Here is a 10,239-nt window from a genome sequence, read left to right on the forward strand (position 1 = left end):
GGCGCTGATCACCTCACGCGGCTACCGTGAATCCATGTCCGGATAATGTACAGGGACCGAACCGGCTCGACGGCGCCGGGTGTGCGGTCTCTTCCCATCGCTTTGGAACGACGCCCGCGCGTGACCGCCCGCAACGCCGGGCCGCTCGGCACGGGACCAGATCGGCGCCGGTCCGGACCGTTTCGCCCACGAGAACGCCTGAGTAGCTCCACGCATCCCGGATTGGCTCGCAGGATCGTCGTTCCAGCAGGCGCGCGGCTACCTGCTGACGCCTGATGCCGTCCGTGAAGCGAGTCCCTCCGGAAGTCCGGCGCCGGGAAGGAAGAGCTCTAGGTCCTCGTCGTTGTCGAACGCAGGCACGGCCGCCCCTTTGTACCAAGCGGTATGACTGCGCGACGCATGGCGGCGAGATTGGGAATCGATGGTCTGAAGCGAATATGAAAAGCCGTTGATTTACGCGCTGATCCGCGCCGATTCGCCAAATTACAAGCTGATTGGTGACCCCTACGAGAATCGAACTCGTGCTTTCGCCGTGAGAGGGCGACGTCCTAACCGCTAGACGAAGGGGCCGTGGCGGAGCCGCGCAGGTACGGGGCGGAGCGGCGGGCGTCAAGGGCGGGCGTTCAGGCCGCGACCTTGCGACGTTCCGCCATTTCGGCGTTTAGCATCTCCGCCAGTAGGAACGCGAGCTCTAGCGACTGGCCCGCATTCAGACGCGGGTCGCAGTGGGTGTGGTAGCGATCGGCGAGCGACTGGTCGGTGACGTCAACCGCGCCGCCGGTGCATTCGGTGACGTTGCGGCCCGTCATCTCAGCGTGGATGCCGCCCGCGTGCGTTCCCTCGGCGCGGTGGACCGCGAAGAAGGCGCGGACCTCGTGGAGGATGCGGTCGAAGGGGCGGGTCTTGTAGCCGCTGGCCGACTGGATCGTGTTGCCGTGCATCGGGTCGCAGCTCCACACGACCGGGTGACCCGCGCGGGTAATGGCGCGGATCAGGCGGGGGAGGTGGGCCTCCACCTTGTCGTGGCCGTAGCGGGTGATGAGCGTGACGCGGCCGGGAACGCGCGCCGGGTTGAGCGTGCCAAGGAGGCGGAGCAGAAGGTCGGGGTCGAGCGACGGGCCGCATTTCACCCCGATCGGATTGCCGACGCCGCGCAGGAACTCGACATGCGCCGATCCCTCGAAACGCGTACGGTCGCCGATCCATAGGAAGTGCGCCGACGTGTCGTACCAGTCGTTCGTCAACGAGTCGCGCCGGGACATCGCCTGCTCGTAGGGGAGCAGCAGCGCCTCGTGGCTGGTGTAGAACTGCGTCTGGGCCAGCTGTGGCACGGTCTCCGGATCGATGCCGCAGGCGCGCATGAACTCCAGCGCCTCGCCGATCCGGTCGGCGGTCTCGCGGTATTTCCGGCCCCAAGGGCTCTGGCCCAGGAAGTCATGCGTCCAACGATGGACTTGGTGAAGGTTGGCGTAACCACCTTGCGCGAACGCGCGCAGCAGGTTCAGCGTGGCCGCCGATTGCGAATAGGCGCGGATCATGCGCTCCGGGTCGGGCGCGCGGGCGGTCAGGGTCGGGGTGATGTCGTTGACGTTGTCGCCGCGATAGGATGGCATCTCGACGCCGCCGACCGTCTCGGTGCCGGCCGAGCGCGGCTTGGCGAACTGGCCCGCCATCCGGCCGAGTTTCACGACGGGAAGCTTGGAGGCGAAGGTCAGGACCACCGCCATCTGGAGGATGACGCGGAACGTGTCGCGGATGTTGTCCGGATGAAACTCGGCGAAGCTCTCCGCGCAATCGCCGCCCTGGAGCAGGAACGCCTCGCCCCGCTCGACCCGGGCCAGGTCGGCGGTCAGGTTGCGCGCCTCCCCCGCGAAGACGAGCGGGGGATAGGCACGCAAGGTGTCGGTCGCCGCCCGAAGCGCGGCGGGATCGGGATAGTCGGGAAGCTGGCGCGCCTCGGCGCGGGTCCAGCTGTCGGGCGTCCAGGCGGCGGACATGTGGTTTCTCCGTTTCGCGAACGTATCTAGTACCCCGCGTCGAGGTCCGCCACGTTCTTCATCGGTCGCCCCGCGCGATAGGCGTCGAGGTTTCGGAGAAACAGGTCGGCGGCGCGCCGAAACATCTTGGTCTGGCTGCGCCCGGACAGGTGCATGGTCAGCATGCAGTTGGGCGCGGTCCAGAGCGCATGTTCGGGCGGCAGCGGCTCAGGGTGGGTGGGGTCGAGGAACGCGCCGCCGATCGTCCCGGAGCGGAGCGCGGCGAGCAGCGGCTCCTCGTCGATCATATCGCCGCGCGCGATGTTGACGAGCCAGGCGCCGGGCTTGAAGCGGGCGAGCTCGGCCGCGCCGATCATCGCCTTGGTCTCGGGGGTGGAGGGGGCGGCGAGGATGACCCAGTCGAACTCGGGCAGGCGGTCGCGCCATCGATCGGGCGTCAGTGTGCCGTCCGCGCCCGAGCGGGTGACACCCGTGACCGTGATGCCGAACGCGGCGAGGCGTTCGCCGATCAACCGGCCGATCGCGCCGTGGCCGACGATCAGCGCGCGCGTCTCAAACAGCTCGATCTTGCCTGGCGCGTCCGCCAGCCAGTCCAGGCGGCCTTGCGCGCGGACCACCTCATCGAACCGCTTGGCCGCGGCGAGGACGCCCATGACGGCATATTCCGCCACCGCGACCGCGTTGATCCCGACGCCATTCGTGACGACCACCCCCCGCTCCCGCAACCAGTCGAGCGGAAAGGCGTCCAGGCCGGCATAGATCGTGGACAGCCATTTGAGCTCCGGTCCGCCCGCGCGCACGGCCTCCGCGACCAGGCTGGTCGGCTGCATGTCGACCCAGGCTATCTCGGCGCCGGCGATGCCCGCCGCGGCCTCGCGTGGGGAGGCGAACCAAGCGATCTCGATATCGGCGGGCAGTCCGGGTTCGAGGATCGGGCGGGCGAGCGCGGGGAGGACGGCCTTCATGACGGCGGGGTGCCGCGCCGTGCGGGCGCTCGTCAAGCACGAGCGGTCGACCGCTCTACCTCCGCAAAGCCTCCACCCGCGGCCGGTCCTTGAGCATCATGGGTCGCAGGCGGACGCCGAGACTGATGGCGAACGGCCAGAAGAGCGTGTTGAGCAGGTCCGTCCCCGTATCCACGACCGGCCAGCCGCCCGCGACCACACGGTCAAGTGCCTCATTGGCGAGCTCAGCGAAGGCCACGAAGGCAAATGGGGCGAAGCTTCCAAACGATCGACGCGTGCACAACCGAGCGACCACCAATATCGCCAGCCCGGCATGGATATGCAGCACCGTGTCGGTTTGACCAGTGGTCCGCTGCAGCCAGAGGGTCAGTTCGTGATAATATTGGGCCAACCGCATCACGACCGTCATTTCCAATCCCAGCCGAGCGGGTCGCCATCCATCACATCGACGCCTGCCTGCGCCAGGTCATGGCGGATCGCGTCGGCACGGGGAAAATCCCCATCCGCCCGCGCCCCGCGCCGCTCGGCGAGCGACGCCTCGATAGCGGGAGGGTCGATCGTGGCATTCGCCGGGTGGACGCGGAGATCGGCGCGGTCGAGCGACAGGAGCGAAAGCCCGAGAACCTCGTCCATCCGCGCCGCCGCCGAGAGCAGCAGCGCGGGGCGTTCATTTTTGAGCGCGAGCAGGCGGTCGAGCGAGACGAGCGCGCGCGGGGTGGAAAGGTCATCGGATATGGCTTGGTCGAAGTCGTCCAACCGCCCGGTGATGGTGGGGGTCAAGCCAAGCGCGTCGTTCTGTTCCTCGGCGTCGGCGCGGGTCCGAAGCGCGCCGATCGCCTGGACGAGACGTTTGAGCCGAGTCGCGGCGGCGGCGAGACCGTCCCATGAAAACTCCATCTCCGAACGATAATGCGCCTGGAGGCACATGAGCCGATAAGCGAGCGGGTGAAAGCCGCGGTCGACCGCGGCTTGGAGCGTCAGGAACCCCCCGGACGATTTCGACATCTTTCCTGCGCGCTCGACCAGGAAATTATTGTGCATCCAGACGGTCGCACCCGTGAAGCCGGCTTCATCCGCATGGCCGTGACACGCCCGATGATACGCTTGATTTTGGGCAATCTCGTTGGGATGGTGGATTTCCCGGTGATCGATCCCGCCGGTGTGGATGTCGAAGCGTTCGCCCAGATACAGCCGGCTCATCACCGAGCATTCCAGGTGCCAGCCAGGCGCGCCGCGGCCCCAGGGCGACTCCCACTCCATCTGCCGATTTTCGCCGGGGGCGGAACGACGCCAAATCGCGAAGTCCTCCGGGTGCCGTTTACCCGCGACAACGTCGATCCGGCCCTCCCGCCCGTCCTCCAGATGCCCGGCCAGTCGGCCATAGTTGGGGACGGTCGTCGTATCGAAGTAGAGGCCGCCGTCCAAAAGGTAGCAATGCCGCACGTCGATCACCTTCGCGAAGGCGATCATTTCGGCGATATGGTCGGTCGCCAGCGGCAGACGATCGACATCCCGGACGTTCAGGTCGCGCAGATCGCGTTTGAACGCGTCAGTATAGTGGCGGGCGATCGCCCAGATGTCCTGGCCGGTCGAACGCGCGCGCGCCTCCATCTTGTCCGCGCCCTCGTCAGCGTCCGATTGAAGGTGGCCGACATCGGTGACGTTCATGACGTGCGTCAACGAATAGCCCTTCCAGCGAAGGGTCCGCGCAAGCGTGTCGGTGAAGACATAGGCACGCAGATTACCGAGATGCGCGTAATCATAGACCGTGGGGCCGCAGGAATAGACCCGTACGTCGGCAGGATCGAGCGGGCGAAACAACTCAACCGCGCGCAAGAGGCTGTTATAGAATGTGAGGGGAGCCGAGGACATGCGCCGCCCCTAGCGCAGCGGAGCCGCATGGGCCAACCCGGCGTTCGCCCGAATGCTTGCCTTGCGCGGTCATGGCTGATAGGTGATCTCGGTCAAAGGCGCGGAACGCGTACGCGCGGCCGCTAAAATGCATTCGATCGGAGTTCGACTAGGTTCATGCAGATCATCGTTCGTGACAATAACGTCGACCAAGCCCTGCGCGCGCTGAAGAAGAAGCTTCAACGCGAGGGTGTATATCGCGAGATGAAGCTGCGCCGCCATTACGAAAAGCCGTCGGAGAAGCGGGCGCGCGAGCGTGCCGCCGCTGTGCGTCGCGCCCGCAAGCTGGAGCGTAAGCGCGCCGAGCGCGACGGGGCGCGCTAGGTCCCCCGCCGAGTCCGTGCTTTTAAACGGCCGCACTTCTTATTGACCGATATGGCGTGGCTTAATGGGCTTGTCCAAGCCCGCTAACCTTGACGCCACGGGCGGAAAGACAAGCCATGTCCACCATCACCGCCGTTCCACTACGCCCTGTCAAGCGCGGCTATCTTATCTGGTTATGGCTGGGATTGGCGCTGGCGCTTGTGTCCGCCTTCGCGCTGGCGCGGCAGGGCGACGATCTGATGAGTCGCAATGCGCGCGCGCGTGGCGTGACCACCACCCAATCCGGCTTACAGTACCAGGTTCTACAGCAGGGTCAGGCGAACAGCCCCAAGCCGACGGACAGCGATGTCGCGTTGGTCAACTATGAGGGTAAGTTCCTCGACGGTAAGACCTTCGACAAGTCGCAGCAGCCGACGCCGATGCCTGTCGCAGGTGTGGTGCCTGGCTTCTCCGAAGGTTTGAAGTTGATGACGAAGGGGTCGAAATACCGTTTCTGGCTGCCGTCGTCGCTCGCTTATGGCGAGAAAGGCGCGGGAAGCGGGGCGATCCCGCCCAATGCGGCCCTGACCTTCGACGTCGAGATGCTCGACTTCATTCCCGAGACGGTGTTGCGGCAGATGCAGCAAACCGGTCCCGGCGGCGCTCCCGGCGCGCAACCGATGCCTGGTGGTACCGGACCACCAATGCCGGGTGTCGCGCCCGAAAGGTAGATCGGGCGCATGATGGCTTGCCATCGGGCGGGCTAGATTTACGCGTCCACTGCTCGGGGTCCGATTACGACAGGCGTAGATCGGACGCATGTGCGTTATGCTCGCCCGATCACACGTTCGTGCTTTTTAGACTTAAGCGACGAAGAGCGCGAGGTTAGCCCGACCAGAAGTTCGCGAGCGTCCACGGCCAAGTTATTATCTATCCACTTGGAGCATGCCCGCGCCCACAGGACAAAAAATAGCGGCCCGAAAGCCGCTATTCTTCTTGGCTGATAAGCCGAGATTTAGTTGCTGTCCGCGTCGTCATCGCTGTCGGCAACGATCACAATGCCGGCGACCACGGCGGCGGCGGCCAGAATCGCGATGATGATGCCGCCACCCACGGCTTCGCTGTCCTTGGCGGTCGCCGACCCGGCGCGCGCCGACTTCGAGACCGACAGGCTGGCGGCCGGATTAACAGCGGCGGCGCTGACCGGAGCAACCGCCATGGTGGCGGCGGCGGCGGTCAGGATATACTTCCCAAAACGCATGTTGAACTCCCTTTTTCCGTCGCAACGTCCCTGGCACAACGGTGCGCCCAGGGCAATACACGAACAATAACAGCGTGAAAGCGTTCCGCACTGTTGCGGCGGTGCAACAAAGTCCGCCCCCGCCCGGTTGCTATAACGGGGCCGTTCCGTTTGTGAAGGCGTATTGCGGTCGCCGGAGTGTTTAGACGGCGGGTGTGTCAGCCTGTTTGCAGCAGCCACTGGTCGACGTCCTGCAACCCGAGCGCGGTCAGCCTGCCGCTCGCGTAGGCGCCGGTGTCGATGCCGATGCGGTGAGGCCGGAACTGCACCTCCGGCGCGATGGTGTGGCCGTGGACGACGCGCTTGGCCAGACGTCCGCCATGGTCGAGAAATGGGCCGCGGATCCAGCGGAGGTCGCTCGGCCGTTGCTCGTGAAGCGGCTGGTCAGGGCGTACTCCGGCATGGACGAACAGATAGTCGCCCATCATAATTATGTCCTCGAAGGATGCGAGGAAGCGGCGGTGCGAGTCGGGGACCATCTCGGACAGCGCGTCGGAGAGCTGCTCGAAGTCCAGCTGGTCATAAGTCGCGTCGTCCATGCCGTAGCTCAGCGCCGTCGCGCGTCCGCCGACACGGCACATGACCTTGAGCGCCTTAATGTCGCCCTTTAACACCTGGAGCAGCAGCTCCTCGTGATTGCCGGCAAGGAGGCGCACCCGCCGCCCGGATGCGGCGAGTAGGCGCAGGCGCTCGACCACACCGGCCGAGTCGGGGCCGCGGTCGATCAGGTCGCCAAGGAAGACGATCGTCGTGTCGGCGGGCTTGCGGCCCGCGTCGTCGGCGTCGATGCGACCGATCAGGTCGTCGAGCAGATCCAGTCGACCGTGGATATCACCGACCGCGTAGGCGCGTACGCCCGCCGGCAGCGCGTCGCGATTCGCGTCGGCGCGACCGATCGATTTTAGAAACCTCGCAAACATGACATTCCTTTGAAAGCCAAGAAGATAAGAAAAGTGCACGAGCACGGCAACGGCACGCGGCTGGCGTGTTCGCGCCTTGCGCGTATGTACGCGCCGATGACCATCCCCGCCGTCTTTGCGATGATCGCGTCGATCATCGCCACTCAAGCCGCCGCTCCGGGTTTTCACGAGGCCTTGCGTGCCGCCGACGGCCGCCTCGCCGCGATCGGGTACCGGTTGGCGACGTCGAACGTCTCGTTGTGCAATCGGCTTCAACCCACGACGGGCGTGGTCGTCCACGGGCTCGCGCAATATGATGTGGGTGGTCGGGACGCGGCGCGACGCACATTCGGGTTCGAGACGCCGGTCGCGGTCGAGGCGGTGGTCGCCGGAGCGCCCGCCGATCGCGCGGGCGTCCGTCCAGACGACGCGCTGGTCGCGGTGGGCGACGTTCGTGTCCAGGCCGGGGAAGAGGGCATCGTCGACCGTGATCGCGCGCTCGATCTGCTCGAAGGCGGTGATCCGGCTGCTCCGGTGGCACTAACCCTCCGTCGGGCGGGCGAAGACCGTACCGTCGTGGTGACGCCGACCCCCGCATGCAGGGCGCGGTTCGAGCTGCTGCTCGGGCGGGGGAGCTTCGCCGGATCGGATGGGCGGGTGGTGCATATGGGGGAGGGGTTCTTTGAACGTCACTCCGACGAGGAGATAACGGTAATCGTCGCGCATGAATTGGCGCACGTCATCCTGCGGCATCCCGAGCGATTGACGGCCGCCAAGGTCGATCGCGGGCTGCTGCGCGAGTTGGGACGCAACGGGCGGATCCATCGCCGGACCGAGCGGGAGGCAGACGAGCTTGGCGTCCACCTGCTCGCCAACGCCGGTTACGACCCGGCGAGCGCCGCCCGGTTCTGGCGCGAGCGAGGCGGCGAGATCGATGCGGGCCCGTTCCGCGCGCGTACGCACCCGTCTTCGAAAGCGCGCGCCGAGGCACTCGACTTGGTCGCCCGATCGATCGCGGGCCGGGCTAAGCCGACCAGGCCGGCGCTGCTCGCCACCCGCGATGAGCCGCTGGACTAGCTTGCCAGGTTGACTAGCCGTGCGGTGCGGATCAGCGTTGTGTTCAAACGGTCTGCATGGACCGGGAACCAGGGGTCGACCGCGATGCAGCAGCCGCCGACGGCCGGGGCCGGGCTCGGGGACGTCGACGCGGGGATGGCGATCGGCCTCGATTCGAGGATCACCGCCGCCGTGGGTAGGCCGATATGGCTCAAGGCCAAGCACGACGACATCGATCCGGCATCAACGACCATGCGCCACCAGCTTCGCAATCCTGCCCGCCGCGTGACCGTCGCCGAAGGGATTGTGGGCGCGCGCCATCGCCGAGCAGGCGTCCTTGTCGTCCAGAAGGGTGAACACTTCGGAAACGATGCGGTCCTCGTTGGTGCCGACGAGGCGGGCGGTGCCGGCGGCGATCCCCTCCGGGCGTTCGGTGGTCTCGCGCATGACGAGCACGGGCTTGCCGAGAGCGGGCGCCTCCTCCTGGACGCCGCCCGAATCGGAGAGGGCAAGGTGGCACAGGCCGAGCGCGCGGACGAAATGGGGGTAGTCGAGTGGTTCGATGAGGGCGATGTTTGGATGGTCGCCGAGCACCGCGTCCATGACCGAGACGACGTTGGGGTTGGGGTTGGGGTGGACGGGGAACAGCACGGCCACGTCCGACCGGTCGGCGACCCGCGCGACCGCACGGGCGATCGCCTCCATCCCGGCACCGAAATTCTCGCGGCGGTGCGTGGTGACGAGCACGATGCGCTTGCCCGCGAATCGCCCGGCGATCCCGTCGAGCCCGGCGGCGAGGCTCGGGTCGGCGGCGATCCGCCCCGCTGTCCAAAGAAGCGCGTCGATGACGGTGTTGCCGGTGACGTGGATCGTCCCGGGGTCGATATTCTCGCGGCGCAGCGCGTTGGCGGCCGTTTCGGTGGGGGCGAAATGCTGGTCGGCAATCGGCGCGACAATACGGCGGTTTATCTCCTCCGGCCAGGGATGAAGGACATCGCCCGATCGCAGGCCCGCCTCGACGTGCGAGACGGGGACGCGGCGGTAATAGGCGGCGAGCGCGCCCGCCATCGCGGTCGTGGTGTCGCCTTGGACGATCACACGGTCCGGGCGCTCGGCGTCCATCACCTCACCCAAGCCCGTCAGCAACCGTGCGGTCATTCGGTCGAGCGTCTGTCCAGGCTCCATAAGGTCGAGATCGCGGTCGGGCCGGAGATCGGCGATGGCGAGCACCTGATCGAGGAGACCGCGATGCTGCGCGGTGACGCAGGTACGGACCGCGACCGCGCCGGTGTCGTTCAATGCGCGGATGACCGGGAACAGTTTGATCGCTTCGGGTCGGGTGCCGAACACGACGAGCATCTTGGGCTTGGACATGGGAACGGGACTTGACGGATCGGGCTTAACCCCAGGTCAATTGCCGCAAGCCTCGGTCATGGATATGCGTAACGAAAGGAGGAACAATGAACCACAAGCCCGTTCGCAAAGCCGTCTTCCCCGTCGCCGGACTCGGCACGCGCTTCCTTCCCGCGACCAAGGCAATGCCCAAGGAGATGCTGACCGTCGTCGACAAGCCGTTGATCCAATATGCCGTCGAGGAGGCGCTGGCGGCGGGGATCGAGCAGATCATCTTTGTGACCGGACGCGGCAAGTCGGCGTTGGAGGATCATTTCGACATCTCGTACGAGTTGGAAGCGACGATGCGCGCGCGGGGCAAGTCGATGTCCGCGATCGAGAATATCCGCCAGCGTCCGGGATCGCCCGTCTATGTGCGCCAGCAGGAGCCGCTGGGGCTGGGCCATGCGGTCTGG

At 66.3% G+C, this 10,239-nt stretch carries 11 protein-coding genes and 1 tRNA gene; 4 read left to right on the forward strand and 8 right to left on the reverse strand.

The genetic code is table 11. The features are described 5' to 3' along the window. Nucleotides 1-495: 495 nt before the first annotated feature. The 5 genes from ACFE71_RS13305 to cysS all read right to left on the reverse strand — a co-directional run bounded on the left by ACFE71_RS13305 (nucleotide 496) and on the right by cysS (nucleotide 4,834). Nucleotides 496-570: transfer RNA gene (locus tag ACFE71_RS13305), tRNA-Glu, on the reverse strand. Between the two features lie 53 nt (nucleotides 571-623). Beyond that, entirely contained in the window at nucleotides 624-1,997 is a 1,374-nt protein-coding gene (locus ACFE71_RS13310; protein ID WP_375429273.1) for a class II 3-deoxy-7-phosphoheptulonate synthase, read from the reverse strand. A 26-nt stretch (nucleotides 1,998-2,023) separates the two neighbouring features. Then, a complete protein-coding gene (locus tag ACFE71_RS13315) occupies nucleotides 2,024-2,962 on the reverse strand; it encodes a D-2-hydroxyacid dehydrogenase (RefSeq protein WP_375429274.1) in 939 nt (312 codons plus the stop codon). Between the two features lie 55 nt (nucleotides 2,963-3,017). Next, complete coding sequence (locus ACFE71_RS13320; RefSeq protein ID WP_375429275.1) at nucleotides 3,018-3,371, reverse strand: hypothetical protein; 354 nt, start codon at nucleotides 3,369-3,371, stop codon at nucleotides 3,018-3,020. Next, nucleotides 3,368-4,834 (reverse strand): cysteine--tRNA ligase, encoded by a 1,467-nt coding sequence (gene cysS, locus ACFE71_RS13325; protein WP_375429276.1) that lies wholly within the window; start codon nucleotides 4,832-4,834, stop codon nucleotides 3,368-3,370. The genes ACFE71_RS13320 and cysS overlap by 4 nt, the downstream gene beginning before the upstream one ends. Before the next feature lie 156 nt (nucleotides 4,835-4,990). Here cysS and rpsU point away from each other — a divergent pair, with 156 nt between their 5' ends. Further along, nucleotides 4,991-5,197, forward strand: coding sequence for a 30S ribosomal protein S21 (gene rpsU, locus ACFE71_RS13330; RefSeq protein WP_007404630.1), 207 nt, complete (start codon nucleotides 4,991-4,993; stop codon nucleotides 5,195-5,197). A gap of 116 nt (nucleotides 5,198-5,313) precedes the next feature. Continuing rightward, entirely contained in the window at nucleotides 5,314-5,907 is a 594-nt protein-coding gene (locus ACFE71_RS13335; protein WP_375429277.1) for an FKBP-type peptidyl-prolyl cis-trans isomerase, read from the forward strand. A 284-nt stretch (nucleotides 5,908-6,191) separates the two neighbouring features. Here ACFE71_RS13335 and ACFE71_RS13340 read toward each other — a convergent pair whose 3' ends face one another. Together ACFE71_RS13340 and ACFE71_RS13345 are read right to left on the reverse strand one after the other, a co-directional pair. Continuing rightward, nucleotides 6,192-6,437, reverse strand: coding sequence for a hypothetical protein (locus ACFE71_RS13340; RefSeq protein WP_375429278.1), 246 nt, complete (start codon nucleotides 6,435-6,437; stop codon nucleotides 6,192-6,194). Nucleotides 6,438-6,634: 197 nt separating this feature from the next. Next, on the reverse strand, nucleotides 6,635-7,396 hold the full coding sequence (locus ACFE71_RS13345; protein WP_375429279.1) for a metallophosphoesterase family protein: 762 nt from the start codon (nucleotides 7,394-7,396) through the stop codon (nucleotides 6,635-6,637). A gap of 96 nt (nucleotides 7,397-7,492) precedes the next feature. On the opposite strand from ACFE71_RS13345, the gene ACFE71_RS13350 reads away from it, so the two are divergent. After that, nucleotides 7,493-8,452: a M48 family metalloprotease gene (locus tag ACFE71_RS13350; protein WP_375429280.1), complete on the forward strand. Its 960-nt coding sequence runs from the start codon at nucleotides 7,493-7,495 to the stop codon at nucleotides 8,450-8,452. 222 nt (nucleotides 8,453-8,674) lie between these two features. On the opposite strand, the gene wecB is transcribed toward ACFE71_RS13350, so the two are convergent. Continuing rightward, nucleotides 8,675-9,805, reverse strand: coding sequence for a non-hydrolyzing UDP-N-acetylglucosamine 2-epimerase (wecB, locus tag ACFE71_RS13355; RefSeq protein WP_375429281.1), 1,131 nt, complete (start codon nucleotides 9,803-9,805; stop codon nucleotides 8,675-8,677). An 86-nt stretch (nucleotides 9,806-9,891) separates the two neighbouring features. Here wecB and ACFE71_RS13360 point away from each other — a divergent pair. Then, nucleotides 9,892-10,239, forward strand: a 348-nt coding sequence (locus ACFE71_RS13360) for a sugar phosphate nucleotidyltransferase (protein ID WP_375429282.1), incomplete at its 3' end; no start/stop codon positions are given.

This window comes from uncultured Sphingomonas sp. (assembly GCF_964237155.1).
GTDB lineage: Bacteria > Pseudomonadota > Alphaproteobacteria > Sphingomonadales > Sphingomonadaceae > Sphingomonas.

Coding starts and splice junctions, on each gene's coding strand:
- ACFE71_RS13310 (WP_375429273.1), bottom strand. CDS start 1,997: ATGTCCGCCGCCTGGACGCCCGACAGCTGGACCCGCGCCGAGGCGCGC.
- ACFE71_RS13315 (WP_375429274.1), bottom strand. CDS start 2,962: ATGAAGGCCGTCCTCCCCGCGCTCGCCCGCCCGATCCTCGAACCCGGA.
- ACFE71_RS13320 (WP_375429275.1), bottom strand. CDS start 3,371: ATGACGGTCGTGATGCGGTTGGCCCAATATTATCACGAACTGACCCTC.
- cysS (WP_375429276.1), bottom strand. CDS start 4,834: ATGTCCTCGGCTCCCCTCACATTCTATAACAGCCTCTTGCGCGCGGTT.
- rpsU (WP_007404630.1), top strand. CDS start 4,991: ATGCAGATCATCGTTCGTGACAATAACGTCGACCAAGCCCTGCGCGCG.
- ACFE71_RS13335 (WP_375429277.1), top strand. CDS start 5,314: ATGTCCACCATCACCGCCGTTCCACTACGCCCTGTCAAGCGCGGCTAT.
- ACFE71_RS13340 (WP_375429278.1), bottom strand. CDS start 6,437: ATGCGTTTTGGGAAGTATATCCTGACCGCCGCCGCCGCCACCATGGCG.
- ACFE71_RS13345 (WP_375429279.1), bottom strand. CDS start 7,396: ATGTTTGCGAGGTTTCTAAAATCGATCGGTCGCGCCGACGCGAATCGC.
- ACFE71_RS13350 (WP_375429280.1), top strand. CDS start 7,493: ATGACCATCCCCGCCGTCTTTGCGATGATCGCGTCGATCATCGCCACT.
- wecB (WP_375429281.1), bottom strand. CDS start 9,805: ATGTCCAAGCCCAAGATGCTCGTCGTGTTCGGCACCCGACCCGAAGCG.